The organism is Bacillus sp. GW821-FHT01G09 (assembly GCF_059422205.1).
In genome coordinates this window covers 174,050-195,518 of the sequence record NZ_JBWKWL010000003.1, presented here as the reverse complement: position 1 = coordinate 195,518, position 21,469 = coordinate 174,050, and the positions used below count along the sequence as shown (strand labels likewise).

General features: G+C 44.4%; 24 protein-coding genes. 18 read left to right on the top strand and 6 right to left on the bottom strand.

The annotated features are described in order from the left end of the window. Nucleotides 1–43 precede the first annotated feature (43 nt). Nucleotides 44–640, top strand: a complete 597-nt coding sequence (sgpA, locus tag AC07VD_RS11675) for a spore germination protein SgpA (RefSeq protein WP_003245996.1) — start codon at nt 44–46, stop codon at nt 638–640. 102 nt (nt 641–742) lie between these two features. After that, nucleotides 743–1,465 (top strand): YebC/PmpR family DNA-binding transcriptional regulator, encoded by a 723-nt coding sequence (locus AC07VD_RS11670; RefSeq protein ID WP_041339264.1) that lies wholly within the window; start codon nt 743–745, stop codon nt 1,463–1,465. A gap of 40 nt (nt 1,466–1,505) precedes the next feature. Here AC07VD_RS11670 and AC07VD_RS11665 read toward each other — a convergent pair whose 3' ends face one another. The 3 genes from AC07VD_RS11665 to AC07VD_RS11655 form a co-directional block, all read right to left on the bottom strand. Beyond that, the gene (locus tag AC07VD_RS11665) at nt 1,506–2,960 is read right to left on the bottom strand and encodes an alanine/glycine:cation symporter family protein (protein ID WP_327826476.1); all 1,455 of its coding nucleotides are present in this window, start codon (nt 2,958–2,960) and stop codon (nt 1,506–1,508) included. A gap of 163 nt (nt 2,961–3,123) precedes the next feature. Next, nucleotides 3,124–3,264: a hypothetical protein gene (locus tag AC07VD_RS11660; protein ID WP_004398683.1), complete on the bottom strand. Its 141-nt coding sequence runs from the start codon at nt 3,262–3,264 to the stop codon at nt 3,124–3,126. Between the two features lie 6 nt (nt 3,265–3,270). Further along, nucleotides 3,271–3,639, bottom strand: a complete 369-nt coding sequence (locus tag AC07VD_RS11655; RefSeq protein ID WP_021480229.1) for a DUF5412 family protein — start codon at nt 3,637–3,639, stop codon at nt 3,271–3,273. Between the two features lie 162 nt (nt 3,640–3,801). Between AC07VD_RS11655 and AC07VD_RS11650 the strand changes: the two genes are divergently transcribed. Then, nucleotides 3,802–3,924 (top strand): hypothetical protein, encoded by a 123-nt coding sequence (locus AC07VD_RS11650; RefSeq protein WP_003229707.1) that lies wholly within the window; start codon nt 3,802–3,804, stop codon nt 3,922–3,924. Nucleotides 3,925–3,969: 45 nt separating this feature from the next. Here the strand turns inward: AC07VD_RS11650 and AC07VD_RS11645 are convergent, their stop codons facing one another. Then, nucleotides 3,970–4,617, bottom strand: a complete 648-nt coding sequence (locus tag AC07VD_RS11645; RefSeq protein ID WP_038429400.1) for a phosphotransferase — start codon at nt 4,615–4,617, stop codon at nt 3,970–3,972. Between the two features lie 237 nt (nt 4,618–4,854). On the opposite strand from AC07VD_RS11645, the gene iolG reads away from it, so the two are divergent. From iolG to yajC, 9 genes are all read left to right on the top strand, one after another. Then, entirely contained in the window at nt 4,855–5,880 is a 1,026-nt protein-coding gene (iolG, locus tag AC07VD_RS11640; RefSeq protein ID WP_086344148.1) for an inositol 2-dehydrogenase, read from the top strand. A gap of 70 nt (nt 5,881–5,950) precedes the next feature. Then, nucleotides 5,951–7,258 carry an MFS transporter gene (locus AC07VD_RS11635; protein WP_003246197.1) on the top strand — a complete coding sequence of 436 codons (1,308 nt, stop codon included), beginning with the start codon at nt 5,951–5,953 and terminating at the stop codon, nt 7,256–7,258. A 47-nt stretch (nt 7,259–7,305) separates the two neighbouring features. Further along, nucleotides 7,306–7,818, top strand: a complete 513-nt coding sequence (gene bofC, locus AC07VD_RS11630) for a sporulation cell-cell signaling protein BofC (protein ID WP_003229715.1) — start codon at nt 7,306–7,308, stop codon at nt 7,816–7,818. A 138-nt stretch (nt 7,819–7,956) separates the two neighbouring features. Next, on the top strand, nt 7,957–8,562 hold the full coding sequence (gene ruvA / locus AC07VD_RS11625) for a Holliday junction branch migration protein RuvA (RefSeq protein ID WP_003229717.1): 606 nt from the start codon (nt 7,957–7,959) through the stop codon (nt 8,560–8,562). 10 nt (nt 8,563–8,572) lie between these two features. After that, nucleotides 8,573–9,577, top strand: a complete 1,005-nt coding sequence (gene ruvB, locus AC07VD_RS11620; protein WP_003229718.1) for a Holliday junction branch migration DNA helicase RuvB — start codon at nt 8,573–8,575, stop codon at nt 9,575–9,577. Continuing rightward, complete coding sequence (locus AC07VD_RS11615) at nt 9,570–9,770, top strand: DUF2905 domain-containing protein (protein WP_494721785.1); 201 nt, start codon at nt 9,570–9,572, stop codon at nt 9,768–9,770. The genes ruvB and AC07VD_RS11615 overlap by 8 nt, the downstream gene beginning before the upstream one ends. Nucleotides 9,771–9,799: 29 nt before the next feature. Continuing rightward, complete coding sequence (gene queA, locus AC07VD_RS11610; RefSeq protein WP_003229723.1) at nt 9,800–10,828, top strand: tRNA preQ1(34) S-adenosylmethionine ribosyltransferase-isomerase QueA; 1,029 nt, start codon at nt 9,800–9,802, stop codon at nt 10,826–10,828. 26 nt (nt 10,829–10,854) lie between these two features. After that, on the top strand, nt 10,855–12,000 hold the full coding sequence (tgt, locus tag AC07VD_RS11605) for a tRNA guanosine(34) transglycosylase Tgt (protein ID WP_024573542.1): 1,146 nt from the start codon (nt 10,855–10,857) through the stop codon (nt 11,998–12,000). 37 nt (nt 12,001–12,037) lie between these two features. Then, entirely contained in the window at nt 12,038–12,304 is a 267-nt protein-coding gene (yajC, locus tag AC07VD_RS11600; RefSeq protein ID WP_004398708.1) for a preprotein translocase subunit YajC, read from the top strand. Nucleotides 12,305–12,519: 215 nt separating this feature from the next. Here yajC and AC07VD_RS11595 read toward each other — a convergent pair whose 3' ends face one another. Next, nucleotides 12,520–12,909: a TIGR04086 family membrane protein gene (locus AC07VD_RS11595; protein WP_004398667.1), complete on the bottom strand. Its 390-nt coding sequence runs from the start codon at nt 12,907–12,909 to the stop codon at nt 12,520–12,522. A 197-nt stretch (nt 12,910–13,106) separates the two neighbouring features. Between AC07VD_RS11595 and AC07VD_RS11590 the strand changes: the two genes are divergently transcribed. Next, on the top strand, nt 13,107–13,763 hold the full coding sequence (locus tag AC07VD_RS11590) for a DUF421 domain-containing protein (protein WP_080529623.1): 657 nt from the start codon (nt 13,107–13,109) through the stop codon (nt 13,761–13,763). Between the two features lie 3 nt (nt 13,764–13,766). Here AC07VD_RS11590 and spoVB read toward each other — a convergent pair whose 3' ends face one another. Next, nucleotides 13,767–15,323 carry a stage V sporulation protein B gene (gene spoVB / locus AC07VD_RS11585; RefSeq protein ID WP_285299474.1) on the bottom strand — a complete coding sequence of 519 codons (1,557 nt, stop codon included), beginning with the start codon at nt 15,321–15,323 and terminating at the stop codon, nt 13,767–13,769. A gap of 115 nt (nt 15,324–15,438) precedes the next feature. On the opposite strand from spoVB, the gene comN reads away from it, so the two are divergent. The 5 genes from comN to recJ all read left to right on the top strand — a co-directional run bounded on the left by comN (nt 15,439) and on the right by recJ (nt 21,468). Continuing rightward, a complete protein-coding gene (gene comN / locus AC07VD_RS11580; RefSeq protein ID WP_003229735.1) occupies nt 15,439–15,735 on the top strand; it encodes a post-transcriptional regulator ComN in 297 nt (98 codons plus the stop codon). A 38-nt stretch (nt 15,736–15,773) separates the two neighbouring features. Then, nucleotides 15,774–17,987, top strand: a complete 2,214-nt coding sequence (gene secDF / locus AC07VD_RS11575; RefSeq protein ID WP_015714442.1) for a protein translocase subunit SecDF — start codon at nt 15,774–15,776, stop codon at nt 17,985–17,987. A 157-nt stretch (nt 17,988–18,144) separates the two neighbouring features. Then, on the top strand, nt 18,145–18,642 hold the full coding sequence (locus AC07VD_RS11570) for a cation:proton antiporter regulatory subunit (protein WP_185183677.1): 498 nt from the start codon (nt 18,145–18,147) through the stop codon (nt 18,640–18,642). A gap of 75 nt (nt 18,643–18,717) precedes the next feature. Continuing rightward, nucleotides 18,718–19,041, top strand: a complete 324-nt coding sequence (locus tag AC07VD_RS11565; protein WP_494721786.1) for a LapA family protein — start codon at nt 18,718–18,720, stop codon at nt 19,039–19,041. Between the two features lie 66 nt (nt 19,042–19,107). Beyond that, the gene (gene recJ / locus AC07VD_RS11560) at nt 19,108–21,468 is read left to right on the top strand and encodes a single-stranded-DNA-specific exonuclease RecJ (protein ID WP_494721787.1); all 2,361 of its coding nucleotides are present in this window, start codon (nt 19,108–19,110) and stop codon (nt 21,466–21,468) included. Nucleotide 21,469 lies beyond the last annotated feature (1 nt).

Below are 21,469 nucleotides of genomic sequence, written 5' to 3'. Positions count from 1 at the left end.
AAGCGAGCAAACATGCTCAATTCGTCCACGGGGGGTTTTTCCATTGGGTAAAAAAATGACGATCGCTAGCTTGATTCTAATGACAGCCGGCTTAACAGCATGCGGAGCAAACGATAATGCTATGAATGATACGCGCAATAACGGCAATACCCGTCCAATCGGATATTATACAAATGAAAATGACGCCGATAGACAGGGAGACGGAATCGACCACGATGGTCCTGTTTCTGAATTAATGGAGGATCAGAACGACGGTAACCGAAACACCACGAATGTAAATAACCGTGACCGTGTTACTGCTGACGATCGTGTTCCTTTGGCAACTGACGGAACATATAACAACACGAATAACCGAAACATGAATCGGAATGCAGCGAACAACGGGTATGACAACCAAGAAAACAGAAGACTGGCTGCAAAAATTGCCAACCGTGTGAAACAAGTGAAAAACGTCAATGACACACAAGTTATGGTATCGGATGACCGAGTAGTTATCGCAGTCAAAAGCCACAGAGAGTTCACAAAGTCTGACAGAGATAATGTCGTAAAAGCAGCGCGCAACTATGCAAATGGCCGTGACGTCCAAGTATCAACAGATAAAGGGCTGTTCAGAAAACTTCATAAAATGAACAACCGCTAGGAAGAAAGGGCTGCCGGAAGTGATATTCGGCAGCCTTTTTCTTTGCATCAGCGAACAATTCCCATTAAAGTGTACATAGAAAATGTAAAAGAAGGTGAAAACATGGCAGGCCATTCCAAGTGGAAAAACATTCAAAAAAGAAAAAATGCACAGGATGCAAAGCGCGGGAAAATATTTATGAAGCTGGCAAAAGAAATCTATGTGGCAGCGAAAGAAGGCGGAGCGGATCCAGAAGCAAATTCAGCATTGCGTCTTGTTATCGAAAAAGCAAAAGGCGCCAATATGCCGAATGAAAATATAGATAGGGCCATTAAAAAAGCTGCGGGAGGCCAAGATGGAAGCAGTTATGAAGAAATCACCTATGAAGGCTACGGCCCTTCAGGGATTGCCGTGATGGTTGAATGCGTAACAGATAATAAAAACCGAACGGCGTCAAATGTGCGGACAGCCTTTAATAAAAATGGCGGAAGCCTGGGAGAAAGCGGATGTGTAGCCTTTTTATTTGAACGGAAGGGTTTCATTACGATAGACCGCACTGAACGGCAAATAGAAGAAGATGAGCTCATGCTTGATGTGCTTGAAGCAGGAGGAGAAGAGCTGCGAATTGAAGAAGACCTATATGAGGTTTTCACAGAGCCTGAGCATTTTGAAGAGGTGAAAACAGCCCTCGAATCGAAATATCCAATTTCTTCGGCGGAGGTGACCATGCTTCCCAATACCTATGCAGATGCCGATGATCAGGCTGTTGAGAAGCTGGAAACATTAATAGACATCCTTGAAGATGACGATGATGTTCAAGAAGTGTATACAAACTATCGCTCATAAAAAACCGGCACGATGTCATATCGGGCCGGTTTTAGTATGTTCAGGAGACACGTTCACTATCATGAGTGTATTCTTTCTCCCAGAAATCAGCGTTTTTGATACCCAGCGCTTTTGGATCAAAGACCGGGTCTAAGCCCTGCTTCTTTTGGCGCTCATAATCCTTTAAAGCAAGAAGCGCCGGTTTGGCAAGCAGCACAATGGCAATGACGTTCAGCCATACCATAATGCCAAGCCCTGCATCCCCTAATGCCCAAGCAAGTGAAGCTGTTTTCACAGTACCATAGAACGTGGCGGCTAAAATAATCAGTTTTAAGCCAAGCATCGCCCATTTGCTTTCTCTGCCTCGTGCTAAATAGGCGATATTTGTTTCTGCGATGTAGTAATACGCCATAATTGTTGTAAAAGCGAAGAAGAATAAAGCGATGGCAACAAAGCCTGCACCGAATCCGGGAAGAACACTGTCAATTGCCGCTTGTGTGAAACCAGGTCCTGCTTCTACGCCTTTAAGCTGGTGAACGATAAAGGAACCATCTGCAGCCTGGGTATTGTACATGCCGGTAAACAAGATCATGAAAGCTGTAGCGGAACATACAAACAAGGTGTCAATATAAACAGAAAATGCCTGAACCAGTCCCTGCTTGACCGGATGAGAAACCTCTGCAGCAGCTGCCGGATGCGGGCCTGTTCCCTGGCCGGCTTCGTTTGAGTAAATGCCACGTTTAACGCCCCAGGAAATCGCCATGCCGATCAAGCCGCCAAAAGCGGAATCCAATGCAAAGGCGCTTTTGAATATTAATGAGATCACAGCAGGCAATTCAGACACATTCATGACAATAATAATCAAAGACAGCAGGATATATCCAATGGCCATAAATGGAACAATCATTTGCGCCGCACTGGCAATTCGTTTGACGCCGCCAAAAATAATAAACCCTAATAATAAAACCAGACCGCACCCTGTGACGAAAGGAGAGATGCCGAATGCATTTTGGATCCCAGCCGCAATGGAGTTGGACTGTACGCCTGGCATTAGAAAGGCCATTGCAATAAGGGCCGCAGCGGCAAATAAGACGGCAAACCACTTAATGCCTAAGCCTTTTTCTATATAATAAGCAGGGCCGCCCCGATATTGACCGTCTTGTTTCACTTTGTAAATTTGAGCAAGTGTTGATTCTACAAAGGCACTCGCCGCACCGATAAAGGCAATCGCCCACATCCAGAACACCGCACCGGGTCCGCCGAATGCAATTGCTGTCGCCACTCCCGCGATGTTTCCTGTGCCCACACGGCCGGACAGCGCAATCGATAACGCTTGGAAAGATGAAACGCCGGCTTCAGAGCTCTTGCCTTTGAACATCTGAACAATCATTTCTTTTAAATGTCGGACTTGTAAAAAACGGGTCATAATTGAAAAGGCGAATCCAATTCCCAATAAAATATAAATGACGGGCGTACTCCATAAGACCGCATTCAAACTAGCAACAAAATCTGCCATCAAGCTTCCCCCTCACTTCAAATTCGAATACATGTATAAAAAGGATTTTGGTCTAATCGAACTATTTCTACAATCGATTTGTCACATTATATGACCTGTAATTATCAATAAGAAGAGGAAGGGAAAAAGAAAAAACGCGGCGTATCGACTACGCTGCGTTTTTCTACAGAGGTAAACTTATGGCAATTGTTATAAAATCCTTCAGCAACAAATAGCCTAGTTCAGTCAAACCGTATATAAAGGATAAAGCAATCACAAAATGATTGAAATGCTTTTCATCATTTGTTCCGTTCATCTTATTCATGTTTCATCACCTCACTGACGCCTGCGGCGGTTCTTCACGGATCCAATGATCATCTTTTCGCCAATCATATGTTTCATCAGTATCAAGATGTAAAGTCTGATTGCCGATTTTCACTGTATTGTGATTGACCCACGTCACTGCTGGGCGGCTGTCCGGGTAATTCCAGTAGATTGTTCTCTTGACAAGTGTTTTTTCATTTACAAGTTCACCTCTGGCTGCATCTAAGCTCAAGGTGTTTTCGGATACATAAGTGTTTAACGTATAGCTGCCGTCCGGCGATTCAACCGATTGGACGAGATTGCCTTTCGGAACGTTTTTTAGTGAAAATAACATCCAATAGATGGCGCCGCCGAAGAAGACCAGCAGGGCAAACATAATAAGCGGGATGTTGCTGCGTGTCTTAATGTGACTCTCTCCCTTTTTTTCTCTCATTTTACTATATATCGGATTCATATAATCTTTACATTTCTTTAAAATTACCTCAATAAAGCAATGATAAGATGAAATAAAGCCAATAAAGGGTGAGGGGAGACAGAAATGGAAAAAACGTATTGTCATTCCGGCGAGAAGGACCCAGAAGCGGTCTACTTAACTGTGAGAGGCTATCGAATTAAGCTGTCGCCTGAACAAATGAAACTGATTTCTGCCGTCAGAAAGTAAAAAATACATGATAAAGGCAGCCGCTTGTGCGGCTGCCTTTTTGATTTAAGAATATTTTCTTTTCCGCTGTGCGAAATGCTTTTGAAACCAATCTTTCTTATATAAAAATGCGATGATCTCCAGCCAAAAACCCGGAATCTTTTTGGGGAATATCGGTTTTTTGTAGAGTGCATGATACGCTGATTTTAAATCATTCCACTGCGTGCACGTTTTTGTCTGTTCAAATCTCGCAACATCAATCACCCGCACTGCTCCGGTTTCTGTCAGAATCAGATTCCGCAAATGGATATCTGACGGGTTCAGGCCGGCAGCCCGGGCGTCAGAAAGTGCTTCTTCAACCTGCTGAATCATGTCATCACTGATCGCAATGCCTTTCTTCAGACAGTTATAAAAGGTTTCACCTTTAATATATTCCATGAGAATAAATGAATCGCCAGTTTCGTAAATGTCAGGATAGAATGCGGACCCGGCTAATTTTTCATAGATCGCTGCTTCTTTGACTGCTGTCGCTTGATATTCCGGAAAAAATACTTTCAGCGCCATTTTTCGACCGCCTTCTGTTAAGGCAAACACATAGGCGCTTCTTCCCTTGCCGATTAGTGTTAATTCCTCGGATTTCTCTTTGACTTTATCAAATCTGCTGTTCTTGCGGTATATGACGGAATGGGCCAGTGCCTCTGCTTTTGTCAGCATTTCATTCACCTTCTTTGCTCTATTTTATGCAGCTGTTTATAGGAAAATCATAAACTGTTCAGGAAAAAGAGCCTAATTCTAGTGTATCTGGTCTTGAAGAAGAAGGCTACTTATAAGCATGAATTGTGATAAAAGAGACATAGAAGGTTTAATTTCCATTCTTGAAAAGCGCTTACAAATGGGATAGTATTAATTTTAAATAAAGCGCTTTCGTGAATGATCAAGGGGGAAGAAGCCATGACAAAACAGATTGTGACAGGGATTATCGGTGCAGGCCGCATCGGCAAACTTCATGTTCAAAATATAAGCCGGATTCCTCACATGAAAATAAAAGCAGTCTCTGACACTCAGGCAAGCCGTATAAAAAGCTGGGCCGACAGTCATCAGATTGAATACATAACCTCTGATTATCGTGATTTATTACATGATCCTGATATTGATGCTATTTTTATTTGCTCTCCTACAGCCGTACATGCACAGATGATCAAAGAAGCAGCCGAGGCGAAAAAGCATATATTTTGTGAGAAGCCCGTTAGTTTCTCTCTGGACGAAACGAGTGAAGCGCTTGCGGCTGTCCGGAAACACGGGGTAACACTTCAAGTCGGATTTAACCGCCGCTTTGATCCTCATTTTAAGAAAATCAAAACGATTGTTGAAAATGGTGAAATCGGTACGCCTCATTTATTAAAAATCACTTCTCGGGACCCAGAACCCCCGAATATAGATTATGTCCGTACGTCAGGCGGGTTGTTTATGGATATGTCGATCCATGATTTTGATATGGCCAGATATATTTTGGGGAGCGAAGTGACGGAAGTGTATGCCAAAGGGGCGGCTTTGGTGAATCCTTCTTTTGCGGAGCTGGGTGATATTGATACAGCTGTTATTACACTGACTTTTGAAAACGGTGCCATGGCTGTGATTGATAACAGCCGCCAAGCTGTGTACGGATATGACCAGCGGGTTGAGGTTTTCGGGACGAAAGGCTCTGCAGCGGCTGACAATAGCAGGCCGACAACGGTTGAGGTGTCAACAGCTGATTTTGTGATGAAGGATAAACCGCATTTCTTTTTCCTTGAACGCTATAAGGATTCATATGAGGAGGAGATTCTCCGTTTTGCAGAAGCGATCGGCACAAACCAGGAGACTCCCTGCACCGGTAATGACGGTTTACAGGCCGGAAGGATCGCCAGAGCAGCACAGCAATCGCTTGCTTTTGGCATGCCTGTCAGCATTGAGCACACTGAAAAAATCGCTTTTTAATCTAACAGGATTACAATTCAGCAAGCTTGGGTATATACTCCATTGATACTTTAAGTAGGCGGTGGAGAAAATGAATACAGTACATGCTAAAGGAAATGTTTTGAACAAAATCGGAATTCCTTCTCACATGGTTTGGGGTTATATTGGCGTTGTCATCTTTATGGTTGGAGACGGCCTCGAACAAGGCTGGCTGTCTCCTTTTCTCGTTGATCATGGTCTCAGTATGCAGCAATCCGCATCGTTATTTACCATGTACGGCATTGCTGTCACCATCTCAGCTTGGCTTTCAGGAACGTTTGTCCAAACTTGGGGGCCGAGAAAAACGATGACTGTCGGATTGCTTGCATTTATCCTCGGTTCGGCCGCTTTTATCGGCTGGGCGATTCCTCATATGTATTATCCGGCTCTCTTGGGCAGCTATGCTCTTAGAGGCTTGGGATATCCGCTGTTTGCATACTCTTTTCTCGTATGGGTGTCATACAGCACCTCTCAAAATATTCTCGGAAAAGCCGTCGGATGGTTTTGGTTTATGTTTACGTGCGGCCTTAACGTGCTCGGCCCGTTCTATTCCAGCTATGCGGTTCCGGCCTTTGGAGAAATCAATACGCTTTGGAGCGCTTTACTGTTTGTGGCGGCAGGCGGAATTCTTGCCTTATTTTTTAACAAAGATAAATTTACTCCGATACAAAAACAAGATCAGCCGAAATGGAAAGAATTGTCGAAGGCATTTACAATTATGTTTGAAAACCCTAAGGTAGGCATCGGCGGAGTGGTCAAGACGATTAATGCGATAGGACAATTTGGATTTGCCATCTTTCTTCCTACTTATTTAGCACGATACGGGTATTCGGTTTCGGAATGGCTGCAAATATGGGGGACGCTGTTTTTTGTGAATATTGTGTTTAATATCATTTTCGGTGCAGTCGGAGATAAACTTGGCTGGCGCAATACGGTCATGTGGTTTGGCGGTGTCGGATGCGGTATTTTTACGCTGGCGCTGTATTACACGCCTCAGCTGATCGGGCATCAGTATTGGGTGCTCATGATTATCGCCTGCTGCTACGGTGCGGCTTTAGCAGGCTACGTTCCATTAAGCGCGCTTTTGCCGACGCTTGCACCTGATAATAAAGGCGCTGCCATGTCAGTGTTGAATCTGGGATCTGGTTTATGTGCGTTTATTGCGCCGGGCATCGTGAGTCTTTTCATTGGGCCGCTCGGTGCAGGCGGCGTAATTTGGATCTTTGCGGCATTGTATTTTTTCAGTGCCTTTCTGACGCGATTCTTGACAATTTCTGAGCAAAGCACAGATGTGTATACGGAGGAACGGTTTGTCAGGGAAAATGTGCAGACAAATTTTGATAAAACGGTTAAGCAGTAGCCTCTTTGGTCAAACTAATCATAAACGTGTGCAAAGAGGTGTAGAGGGTGAAACGATTCAGCACGGCGTATCTTTTGCTGGGCATTCTTTGCTCAGCGGCAGTATTTTTAATAGGAGCTCCTTCCCGCGCACTTGGCGCGGAAGTGGAGCACTATGAGCCGCTGCAGGTGCATGTGCAGCTTGAAAAGGTGTATTTGGACGGCGATGTCAGCATTGAGCATAAGCATGAAAAAGTGTTTTCTATGGATGATTTTTGGGCAGCTTATGCCGGATGGACGCTTGTGGAACAAAAAAAGGGATATGTGCTCTTCCGGAAGCAAATGGACGATATTTCTCCGCTCAGCAAGGTCAACGGGTATATCGGTGTATCGGATAATGGAGTGATTTCCACTTTTCATGGGCGGCCTGAGCCAGCTTCCGAACCAATTCAGTCTTTTTTTCAAATTGATTTAGAAAGGCTGGAAAGCCATATGCAAAAAAATCTGCTGAAAGGCATTCCATTTCGGACAAAAGCGGAGTTTGAGGATGTCATCGAACATATGAAGACATACAGCGGGTAACGTCCGCTGATTGAAGACATGTATTCATGTCTTTTTTTTCGTGAAAGAATGAGAGAGAAGCGAACATATGTTAACTTTTCTATAAGACTTTGGCTGTTTTTATGGTACAATGAAGAACAGTCAAAGAGGTGAATTTGCGTGATTGAATTTGTTAAAGGGACGATTGATTATGTATCTCCCCAATATATTGTCATAGAGAACGGCGGCATCGGCTATCAGATTTTCACGCCGAATCCGTTTATATATAAGGAGAGAAGCCAAGAAACGATTTTTACATACCATCATATCAGAGAGGATGCTTTTTCGCTTTACGGTTTTTCAACAAGAGAGGAGAAGGCGCTCTTTACAAAGCTGTTAAACGTGACCGGAATTGGCCCGAAAGGAGCACTTGCCATCTTGGGCTCGGGTGATCCCGGAGCGGTCATCCAAGCAATTGAAAATGAGGATGAAGCTTTTTTGGTCAAGTTTCCTGGAGTAGGAAAGAAAACCGCACGCCAGATTATTCTAGATTTAAAAGGAAAGCTGGCAGATGTTGTGCCTGAAATGATTGAAAATCTGTTTAATCATGAAGAAAGGCTTGAAAAGCAAACAGCGGAAACGGCTCTTGAAGAAGCACTTGAAGCCCTCAGGGTTCTCGGATATGCTGAAAAAGAAATCAAAAAGGTGCTTCCTCACCTTAAAGAAGAAATTGGGCTGACAACAGACCAATATGTGAAAAAAGCATTACAAAAACTATTAAAGTAAGGTGATGTTCATGGATGAACGGCTCGTCTCAAGTGAAGCAGACAACCATGAATCAGTGATAGAGCAAAGCCTTAGGCCGCAAAATCTGGCACAGTATATCGGGCAGCATAAGGTAAAAGAAAATTTGCGCGTGTTTATAGATGCGGCGAAAATGAGACAGGAGACGCTGGATCATGTTCTTCTGTACGGGCCGCCCGGACTCGGAAAAACAACGCTTGCTTCCATTGTAGCCAATGAAATGGGAGTGGAATTGCGGACGACATCAGGGCCTGCGATTGAAAGGCCTGGTGATTTGGCTGCTATATTAACGGCGCTGGAACCGGGAGATGTATTATTTATTGATGAAATACATAGGCTGCACAGATCGATCGAAGAGGTGCTTTATCCTGCAATGGAAGACTTTTGCCTGGACATTGTGATTGGCAAAGGCCCATCTGCCCGCTCGGTTCGGCTCGACCTTCCGCCTTTTACGCTGGTGGGAGCCACGACGAGGGTGGGGCTTTTGACGGCTCCTTTAAGAGACAGATTCGGCGTAATGTCTCGCCTTGAGTACTATACACAAGAAGAACTGGCGGATATTGTCACAAGAACCGCTGATGTATTCGAGGTTGAGATTGATAAACCGTCGGCTCTTGAAATTGCAAGAAGATCGAGAGGGACGCCCCGCGTGGCGAACCGCCTGCTGAGAAGGGTGCGCGATTTCGCCCAAGTGCTGGGTGACAGCAGGATTACGGAAGACATTTCTCAGAATGCGCTGGAGCGGCTTCAGGTTGACCGCCTCGGTTTGGATCATATTGATCATAAGCTGCTGATGGGCATGATCGAAAAATTCAACGGCGGCCCAGTAGGCCTTGATACGATTTCAGCTACCATCGGCGAGGAATCGCATACGATTGAAGACGTATATGAACCATATCTGCTGCAAATTGGATTTATACAAAGAACGCCGCGTGGAAGGATCGTGACACCGGCCGTTTATCATCATTTCCAAATGGAGGCTCCCCGATATGACTGAATTTCCTAAGATCATTATGATTCTTGGTGCTGTTATGCTTATTATCGGAGCAGTTTTGCATTTTGTCGGCAAGATGCCGGGAGATATTTTTGTGAAAAAAGGAAATGTCACGTTTTTCTTCCCGGTTGTCACTTGTATTATTATAAGTGTGGTATTATCAATTTTGTTCAATCTTTTTGGCAGAATGAAATAACAAAAGACTAGAATAAAGGTGAAATCATCATGAAAGTCGATTTATTTGATTTTGAACTACCAGAACGTTTAATTGCACAAGTACCGTTGGAGCAGCGTGATGCTTCAAGGCTGATGGTGCTCGATAAACATACAGGAGAGCTTACTGACAGCTCGTTTAAACACATTATCAGCTTCTTTAACGAAGGCGATTGTCTAGTCCTGAACAATACCCGGGTACTGCCTGCGCGGTTATTCGGCACAAAAGAGGATACCGGCGCGAAAGTGGAACTTCTTTTGTTGAAACAGGAAACCGGTGATAAATGGGAAACACTTGCCAAACCGGCGAAACGGGTGAAAAAAGGAACTGTTGTCACATTTGGAGACGGAAGATTGAAGGCAATCTGCACGGAAGAGCTTGAGCACGGCGGCAGAAAGATGGAATTTCAATATGACGGTATTTTCTACGAGGTGCTTGAATCCCTTGGAGAGATGCCGCTCCCTCCATATATCAAAGAACAGCTTGATGACAAAGAGCGCTACCAGACAGTGTATTCAAAAGAAATCGGCTCTGCTGCTGCGCCTACAGCTGGCCTTCACTTCACGGAAGAAATCTTACAGCAGCTGAAAGACAAAGGCGTGCAAATTGAGTTCATCACACTGCACGTAGGCCTTGGAACGTTTCGCCCTGTGAGTGCCGATGAAGTGGAAGAGCATAATATGCATGCAGAGTTTTATCAAATGTCAGAAGAAACGGCTGCAGCCTTAAACAAAGTAAGAGAAAATGGCGGCAGAATCATTTCTGTCGGCACAACCTCGACACGCACGCTTGAGACGATTGCCGGGGAACATGACGGGCAATTTAAAGCATCAAGCGGCTGGACATCTATTTTTATTTATCCGGGCTATGAATTTAAAGCCATTGACGGAATGATTACAAACTTCCATTTGCCGAAATCGTCATTGATTATGCTGGTCAGCGCGCTTGCTGGAAGAGAAAACATTCTGCGTGCCTATAACCATGCAGTGGAAGAGGAATACCGTTTCTTCAGCTTCGGAGACGCGATGCTGATTATATAATTTGAGAACAGGAGGCCTCATCAAAAGTGGCTGAACAACCAATACGCTATGAATTTATAAAAGAATGCAAACAAACAGGAGCGCGGCTGGGCAAAGTGCATACGCCTCACGGCTCCTTTGAAACGCCGGTTTTTATGCCGGTCGGCACACTGGCGACAGTCAAAACAATGTCGCCTGAAGAGCTGAAAGCAATGGATGCAGGCATCATTTTGAGCAACACTTATCATCTATGGCTTCGTCCGGGCCAAGACATTGTCAAAGAAGCGGGCGGGCTCCATAAATTTATGAACTGGGACCGCGCAATTTTAACAGATTCAGGCGGTTTTCAGGTCTTTTCTTTAAGCAAGTTTCGTAATATAGAGGAAGAGGGTGTCCATTTCCGCAATCATCTAAATGGAGACAAGCTGTTTTTATCTCCGGAAAAAGCGATGGAGATCCAAAACGCACTCGGCTCTGATATTATGATGGCGTTTGACGAATGCCCGCCATACCCGGCGGAGTACGACTATATGAAGCGGTCAGTTGAACGGACAAGCCGCTGGGCGGAACGCTGCCTGAATGCCCACAATCGTCAGGATGAACAAGGGCTGTTTGGTATTGTACAAGGCGGAGAATATGAAGATCTGCGGACACAAAGTGCGAAGGACTTGATTTCCCTTGATTTTCCGGGATATGCTATAGGCGGATTGTCTGTAGGTGAACCGAAGGATGTCATGAACCGTGTACTCGAATTTACAACACCGCTCTTGCCGAAGGATAAACCGAGATATCTGATGGGAGTAGGTTCTCCGGACGCACTGATCGACGGAGCGATCCGCGGGGTCGATATGTTTGACTGTGTGCTGCCTACACGGATTGCAAGAAACGGCACAGTGTTTACTGCTGAAGGACGACTCAATATGAAAAATGCGAAATTTGAAAGAGACTTCCGTCCGATTGATGAAGAGTGTGATTGCTATACATGTAAAAACTACACTCGCGCGTACATTAGGCACTTGATTCGCTGCAATGAAACATTCGGCCTTCGATTAACAACTTACCATAACCTTCATTTTCTGTTACACTTAATGGAGCAGGTAAGACAGGCTATTCGCCAGGATCGTCTGGGTGATTTCAGAGAAGAGTTCTTTGAGCGTTACGGCTATAACAAGCCAAATGCGAAAAGCTTCTAAATAAAACATAACAGGCTTACAGAAAGGGGTGAAAATGATGACTGGCACTTTAGGTACATTGGTTCCTATTATTTTAATGTTTGCGGTCCTTTACTTCTTGCTGATTCGTCCTCAGCAAAAGCAGCAAAAGGCTGTACGCCAAATGCAAGAGGAACTGAAAAAAGGCGATTCAGTAGTGACAATCGGGGGATTGCACGGTACTGTTGACTCTATCGACGAAAGCAAAGTCGTAATTAAGACTGGTGATAACACACGTCTTACGTTCGACCGCCGCGCGATCAGAGAAGTTTCTGCTGCTGAATAACAGCAGGAGCTATACATAGCAAACAAAAAAGAGCGGGCAAGTGAGCCCGCTCTTTTTTTGTCATCTTTTCAGCAAGATTGAAAACCCTTGAAGTCTAGGAAGGCCGAGTACCGGAGCGCAGCGAATGTATAAATTCGTGAGTACCGGAACGTAGGCCTGACAACGAATGCGAGGGTTTGTCGACATGCTGAAAGAGCGGGTGAGCCCGCTCTTTTTTATGTGGAAGACCTGTTTCCCCTCATGTTCACGCCGAAAATCCCGCCCAGCATGCACACTCCTAAAAATCCCAGATGGAAGATCAGCTGTTCTGCTGTAAATGTCTTTCCGAATCCTAAATACTGAAACAATAAGATAATCAGAGAAAAACTTAAGGCGGTCAATGCGCCAATCATCCAGCCTCTTTCCTTGCCTTTCCCGCCTGAAATGAACCCGCCGATAAATAAAGAGAGAAATGAGATAGCTGTGATCAGCCAGTTAAATGATGATTCTTCCAGCGAGGTTGCGGTCAATAAAAGTGAAACCGCCAAACTTGTCAGGAGCATGGCTGAAAATATGGCGATTAAGCCGTAAAGAATGCCTTTTCCAACTTGTTTCGTTTCCTCCATGATTGTCTCCTCTCTGCCTGTATTAAAAGGCTTCTGTTCTTTTTGTTCAAAACCGTCAGACATGCTGATGGCTCGTCTTTGTAAAAATGTATTCCCTTATCCCATGAATTAGACGTAAAAGCTTTGTGAAATGCAATCGGTTTTTCTTACATAAATTGATCATTTTGTTGCAACCTATAATGAGTTGGAGGTGCATAATGGAAGAGCTTCTCACTATTGCGTTTCGCACAGTCGTATTGTATTTTGTGATATTGGTCATTTTTCGTTTCATGGGCAAACGGGAGATCGGAGAGCTTAGTATTTTAGATCTCGTTGTCTTTATCATGATGGCTGAAATTGCCGTTTTAGCCATAGAAAACGTAGACGATCATCTATTTCATACCATTTTGCCAATGCTTGTATTAATGATCATTCAAGTGACTTTGGCATACTTTTCTTTAAAAAACCGAAAAGTCCGCCAGCTTCTTGACGGTAAGCCGACCATAATTATCAAATATGGAAAAATTGACGAAGAAGCCATGAAATCACAGCGTTATAATTTTGATGATTTAATGGTTCAGCTCAGAGAAAATAGCGTCGACAGAGTAGCTGACGTATCATTTGCCATTTTAGAGCCGTCGGGCAAACTGACTATTGTAAAGAAAGAAAATAGCGGAGAGCATCGGCAGCTCGAAATGCCGCTCATTATAGATGGCTTCATTCAAACAGAAAACCTGTCCAGAATCAGTAAAGATAAAAAATGGCTGCTTGAAAATTTGCAAAAACACGGATACACCAACCCTTCAGATATTTCATTTTGCTCGTTTACAGACGGAGAAATATATATTGATGAAAAAGATGGGCACCGCACGTGACCATTATCGGATGATCAACCGTCCGATAATGGGAATGCGGCGAAGCTCATCTTTTTTAATTAAACGGAAAACGAGCAGGAGGATCATATAAATGGCGGCGCTCGCCGCAATCCATCCGGCTAGATTGACAGCCTCAGATGCTCCAAAGCTTATATATTGTTTGATGGCGGAGCTGATGAATCCGCAAATTACAATAACAGCGAAGCTGAGCGCGTACTCCTTGATTTTGATGCTGATCGGCAGCACTTTGCTTACGGTTGCTGCGTGCAATAGCGTGACGAGCACCATGCCTGTCACAATGGCTAATGCCGCGCCCATAATGCCAAGAGAAGGCCTTGTGGCAAGGACAAAAATAAGGCCTGTTTTGACAAGCGCTCCGATTAAGCTGTTCATCATCGCAGCTCCTGCCAAATTAAGCGCCTGCAGCACAGCTTGAAGCGGGCCTTGGAAATAATAAAGCAGAAAAAACGGGGCCATCACTTTTATAAATACAGCTGCGCCTGAGGAACCGTACATCACTCTCATCAGCTCATCCGCAAATACAAATAAAATAACAACTGAAATGCCTCCGCTGAGCAGACAGAGACGCATCGCCTGTTCCAAGCGGTATTCCACCACCTGCAATTTTTTCTGCTCCATTCCTTCACTGATCGCAGGAACAAGCGCGGTCGACAAAGAATATGTAATAAAGCTGGGCAGAGTCAGCAGCGTCATGGCAAAGCCGGTCAGTTCCCCGTATTGCTTTGTTGCGGCAACTGTTGCCACACCGGCGATGGCAAGGCTTTGAGCGACGACGATTGGCTCGAAAAACCAAGAGAGGTTTCCGATAAAGCGGCTCCCGGTTGTTGGAAGGGACACGCTCATTAATTGGGTAAAGGTTTGTTTTCCGTTTTTAATTGACTGGAAAAAATGCTTTCTGATTCTAATTGTCTTTTTATACTTAAAGCAAACGAATAAATAAAGAAGTGATGCCAGCTCCCCTGCCACTGAGGATAGCATTGCCCCCGCTGCAGCATATTCAATTCCGTAAGGGAGAAAAATCGTTGTGCAGACAGCCACGAGTGAAATGCGGACGACCTGTTCAAGGACTTGTGACATAGCAAGCGGGTTCATATTCTGTTTTCCTTGAAAGTATCCCCTCAGCACACTCGATATAGCAATAATCGGCACAACCGGCGTAATGGCCAAGAGCGGATACAGTGTTCGCTTGTCTGTCAGCATCGTTTCAGCCATAACCGGGGCGAAAAACAGAAACAGCGGTGTAAAGATTAAGCTGAGCACTCCCGTGATGGTAAGAGACATGACTAAAATATTTTTCGTTTTTTGATGATCTCCGCGCGCACTGGCTTCAGCGACTAGCTTGCTGATCGCGACCGGCAGACCGAATTGAGTTAATGTAGTGGCCAAGAAGAAGGTAGGCGCCGCCATCATGTAAAGCCCGACTCCTTCTTCACCGATAAAACGGGCGATAACCACCCGGTTGACAAACCCGAGCATTCTTGTAACCATTCCTGCTGCGATAAGGATAAGAGTGCCCTTTAAAAACGTCTGTTTCGCCATTTTTACCCCCTGCCTTCTCAAACTACCTGGAATCATATACAATAAAGATATGCGTATATATCGTCCAAGCATGACAAGTCTTCTTGAAAAACAATAAAAAAGGAGCGTGGAATTCGTGGAGAAGCATCCAGCCGATCTATATAAAGACCACGTCAGGCCGTTTCTTTACAGCAAACTGGAAGAGTTTAAGATTCTCGGGTATGATGATGTTGAACTCGAAAGTTTGTGGTCATACTTAACAGATAAGAAGTGGAAAAAGAAAACGGAACTGAACATTTATGAACTGGCGAGTGATATTTTATCAGTGAAAATTGGCGAATTTATGAACTATGCAACCGTTGAGTCATTTAAAACGTCTAATTGGCTGGGCAGTGAAGAGGGCCAGGAAGCATTGGAAGAACTGCTGAGATAGCAGGTTGATTCGCACAGGTTTAAGGGAGGATATACATAATGAAAAAAGGACGCTTGATTGCGTTTTTCCTTTTCGTTCTATTGATCGGCACGGGCTTGGGCTACTTTACGAAGCCTGCCGCTAACAATATTACGTTAGGATTGGATTTGCAAGGCGGATTTGAGGTGCTGTATGATGTACAGCCTGTAAAAAAAGGTGACAAAATCACAAAAGACGTTCTGGTCAGCACTGTAGAGGCATTGAACCGCCGGGCCAATGTTCTCGGTGTCAGCGAACCGAACATCCAAATTGAAGGGAATAACCGGATTCGCGTTCAGCTCGCTGGTGTGACAAACCAAAACAGAGCGCGTGAAATTTTGGCGACTGAAGCGCAGCTTTCTTTCAGAGATACGAATGACAAAGAATTGCTGAATGGCTCTGACCTCGTCGAAAACGGAGCTAAACAAACGTATGACGCCAAAACAAATGAACCGATTGTCAGCATTAAACTGAAAGATGCTGATAAATTCGGCGAAGTGACCAAAAAGGTCATGAAAATGGCGCCAAACAACCAGCTTGTTATTTGGATGGATTACGAAAAAGGGGACTCCTTTAAAAAAGAGGTTCAAAAAGAGCACCCTAAATATGTATCCGCCCCAAATGTAAGTCAGGAATTAAACACAACTGACGTTACAATTGAAGGGCAATTTACGGTTCAAGAAGCAAAAGATTTAGCCAGCATTTTAAACGCAGGCGCACTTCCTGTGAAACTGACTGAAAAATATTCGACATCAGTAGGCGCACAATTCGGCCAGCAGGCTCTCCATGATACGGTGTTCGCCGGTATTGTCGGTATCGCAATTATTTTCTTATTTATGCTTTTCTATTACCGTCTGCCGGGGTTAATCGCGGTGATTACGCTATCTGTTTATATCTACATTACACTCCAGATCTTTGACTGGATGAATGCCGTACTCACGCTTCCGGGAATTGCCGCTCTCATTTTAGGTGTCGGGATGGCTGTTGACGCCAACATTATTACCTATGAGCGGATTAAAGAAGAGCTCAAGCTAGGAAAGTCAGTCCGCTCTGCCTTCCGTTCAGGAAACAGACGGTCATTTGCGACGATTTTTGATGCGAATATTACAACCATTATTGCAGCGGTTGTGCTCTTTATCTTTGGGACAAGCTCTGTTAAAGGGTTTGCGACAATGCTGATCCTATCGATTTTGACAAGCTTTATCACTGCCGTTTTCTTATCGAGATTTCTCCTCGCTCTCCTTGTGGAAAGCAGATGGCTTGATCGGAAAAAAGGCTGGTTTGGTGTCAATAAGAAACATATCATGGATATTCAGGATACGGATGAAAATACAGAGCCGCATACGCCATTCCAAAAATGGGATTTCACGAGCAAACGCAAATACTTCTTTATTTTCTCCAGTGCGGTCACGGTTGCCGGGATTATTATCCTGCTTGTGTTCAGGCTGAATCTTGGCATTGACTTTGCAAGCGGTGCACGGATTGAAGTGCAAAGCGACCATAAGCTGACGACAGAGCAAGTTGAAAAGGATTTTGAATCTCTTGGTATGGACCCTGATACTGTCGTTCTGTCAGGCGAAAAGAGCAATATCGGTGTTGCCCGTTTTGTCGGGGTGCCAGATAAAGAAACCATAGCAAAAGTAAAAACGTATTTTAAAGACAAATACGGGTCTGAGCCAAATGTCAGCACAGTTTCACCGACAGTGGGTAAGGAGCTGGCAAGAAATGCGCTGTACGCAGTTGCTATAGCTTCTATTGGCATCATTATTTACGTTTCAATCCGATTCGAATACAAAATGGCGATTGCTGCCATCGCCTCATTGCTATATGACGCATTCTTTATCGTCACGTTCTTCAGTATTACAAGGCTTGAGGTAGATGTTACGTTCATCGCGGCCATCTTGACGATAATCGGGTATTCCATTAACGATACAATCGTTACATTTGACAGGGTCCGCGAGCATATGAAAAAGCGTAAGCCGAAAACATTTGCCGATCTGAACCATATTGTAAACCTGAGCCTGCAGCAAACCTTTACACGTTCAATTAACACTGTATTAACTGTTGTGATTGTTGTTGTGACATTGCTGATCTTTGGAGCATCTTCTATTACTAACTTCTCAATTGCTTTATTGGTCGGGCTGTTAACAGGCGTTTATTCTTCTCTATACATTGCCGCACAAATTTGGCTTGCATGGAAAGGAAGAGAACTGAAAAAAGATTCGGCGCAATAAAAAATATCAGGCTGTCCTCTGCAGGGCAGCCTGTTTTTTGAAGTTTCATTGAACTTAAAATAGACATTTGCTATAATGACATACGCTTACATTTAAACATATATATGGTGTTAAAAGTGTTTATGACTGGTTTTCAGATATGTAGGAGGGTTTATATATGAGGGTTCGCGAATCAGAGCTGCCGGGCATAGGACAAAAAGTTGAAATGATTACTAGAAACCGTGATAAAATTTCAATTATCATTCATCATGACGGACGAAGAGAGCTTTACTATTTTGACGAAAACGACCATGAGGAATGTGTTGCCTCCGTGCAGTTTGATGACGCTGAAGCAAGGCAAATGTCTGCAATTCTTGGCGGAATGGCATATAAACCGAAAGCATTAGAACAGGTCGAGTCAGCCCTTGATGATTTGATTATAGAGTGGTGTAAAGCAGAGGCGGGAGCGCCTGCCATTCATCAGACGATTGGTGATTTGAATGTGGGTCAGGAATATCATGTAACGGTCATTGCAATTGTTAAAAAGAATCAGGATAAACGACTGAATCCGAGCTCTGAAACAGTCATTGACGAAGGCGATACACTTGTGATTTCCGGTGAGGGAACCGGACTGAAGAGGCTAATCCGGGAAAAATTAACAGCAAAGGGAGCTTAACCTAGTGTTAAGCCATGTTTAAAACCAGTCTTGATGGGGAAAGTTACCTCAATAAGAAGTTTGGGGGAAAAGAGAATGAATAAACAATGGACCATTATTTTCACACTTATTTTCACCTTAATTGTCGCTATTTTCGCAGTCATTAATGTTCGATCCGTAGAAGTTGATTACCTGTTTGGAAGATCAGAATGGCCGCTCATTCTTGTTATTTTGGGCTCAGTTTTAATGGGAGCGCTGATCGTATTTTCTGTCGGCATTTTTCAGGTAATTAAATTGAAGCGGGAAATAAAAACCTTGCGGAAAGAAAATAGAACAGCAATACATAAACAAGAGGATACTCATCTTGCTGATCAGACTGACACACAGGATGCATCAGCCATGATTGAGAAAAAAGACTAGTTTTCGAATATTATTTGAAACCCCTCAGCCTGCTCTAGTATAATAGGGTGGTTGAGGGGTGAATTTATGTTAGCGTCAAAAATGCGATGGGAAATCCAGCGACCAGATCAGGATAAGGTCAAATCACTCACAGAACAATTGCATATAACACCTCTTGTTGCGTCCCTGCTTGTAAAAAGAGGCTTTGATACGGCAGAAAGCGCTAGGCTGTTTTTACATACAAAGGATGCCGATTTTTATGATCCTTTTGAAATGAAAGGCATGAAAGAAGCGGCAGATCGAATAAAACAGGCGATTTCACAACAAGAAAAGATTATGATATATGGCGATTATGACGCCGATGGGGTTACAGGTACGTCAGTGATGCTTCACACGCTGCAAAAACTGTCGGCTCAAGTTGATTTTTATATACCTGACCGTTTTAAAGAAGGATATGGACCTAATGAACAGGCGTTTCGTTCGATTAAAGAACGGGGCTTCTCTTTGATCATTACGGTTGATACAGGAATTGCCGCTGTGCATGAAGCGAAGGTGGCAAAGGAACTCGGACTGGATGTCATCATTACCGATCATCATGAACCGGGACCGGAGCTTCCGGATGTCCATGCGATCGTCCACCCGAAGCAGCCTGGCTGCACTTACCCGTTTAAGGAGCTTGCTGGGGTTGGAGTCGCGTTTAAGCTTGCCCACGCTTTATTGGGTGAACTTCCTGATGAACTGCTTGACCTGGCGGCTATCGGCACCATTGCCGATCTAGTCCCGCTGCATGACGAAAACAGATTAATTGCAACACTAGGACTTGAAAGGCTTCGACGGACAAATCGGCTCGGCTTAAAAGAGCTGATTAAGCTGTCAGGCGGAGACATCGGAGAAGCGAACGAAGAAACTATCGGATTTCAGCTCGCACCAAGGCTGAATGCCGTCGGAAGAATCGAACAGGCTGATCCCGCTGTTCATTTGCTTATGTCAGAGGATTCGTTTGAAGCGGAAGAGCTTGCCGCAGAAATTGACCAGCTGAACAAAGAGCGCCAAAAAATGGTCAGCAAAATGACGGATGAAGCGATTGAAATGGTTGAACAGCAAGGGCTCGATCAAACTGCAATTGTCGTGGCCAAAGCCGGATGGAACCCGGGAGTCGTCGGGATTGTGGCTTCAAAGCTTGTGGACCGTTTCTACCGACCGGCCATTGTTCTTGGCATTGATGAAGAAAAGGGAATCGCTAAAGGTTCGGCACGAAGCATCAGAGGATTTAATTTATTTGAGAGCCTTTCTGAATGCAGAGATATTCTTCCTCATTTCGGCGGCCATCCAATGGCTGCGGGGATGACGCTGAAAGCCGAAGATGTGCCGGATTTGCGAAGCAGGCTGAATGAAATAGCGGACAATACGCTTACGGAAGAGGATTTTATTCCCGTACAGGAAGTCGACCTTGTCTGCGGCGTCGAAGACATTACAGTTGAAAGCATCGCAGAAATGAACATGCTGTCTCCTTTTGGCATGCTGAACCCGAAACCGCACGTTCTCGTAGAAAACGCAGTACTGGAAGATGTCCGCAAGATAGGGGCAAATAAGACTCATGTTAAAATGACGATCAGAAACGAGTCGTCCCAGCTTGATTGCGTCGGTTTTAATAAAGGCGAGCTTGAAGAAGGCATTGTACCGGGTTCAAGAATTTCCATTGTCGGTGAGATGTCAATCAACGAATGGAACAATCGAAAAAAGCCGCAGCTTATGATAAAGGATGCCGCTGTTTCTGAATGGCAGCTGTTTGACTTAAGGGGAAAACGGACGTGGGAAGACACAGTTTCCGCCCTTCCATCTGCTAAACGGGCCATTGTCTCTTTCAAAGAAGACTCAACAACATTACTTCAAACTGAAGGCCTTCGCCGAGAAGTGCACGTCATCAGCTCAGAAGATCAAGCAAAGGCGTTTGACCTCGATGGTGCATATATTGTATTACTGGATCCGCCGCCTTCGCTGGACATGCTCGCACGTTTGCTGGAAGGCAAGGCGCCTGAGCGGATATATTTTATTTTTCTCAATCATGAGGACCACTTTTTATCAACTTTTCCCGCAAGAGACCACTTTAAATGGTATTATGCGTTCTTGCTGAAAAGAGGCGCTTTTGACGTGGAAAAACACGGTTCAGAGCTTGCAAAACATAAAGGCTGGTCCGTTGAAACAATCAATTTCATGACAAAGGTGTTTTTTGATCTCGGTTTTGTTAAAATAGAGAATGGTGTGCTGTCTGTTGTGAGCGGAGCAAAGAAACGCGACTTAACAGACTCACAAACATATCAGGCGAAACAGCAGCTGATGGAACTGGATCAAAAGCTGAATTATTCTTCTGCTGAAGAGCTGAAGGAATGGCTGAATAAGCTGATGAAACAAGATTCAGAGGCTTATGAAAGTACGAGGAGGACATAAA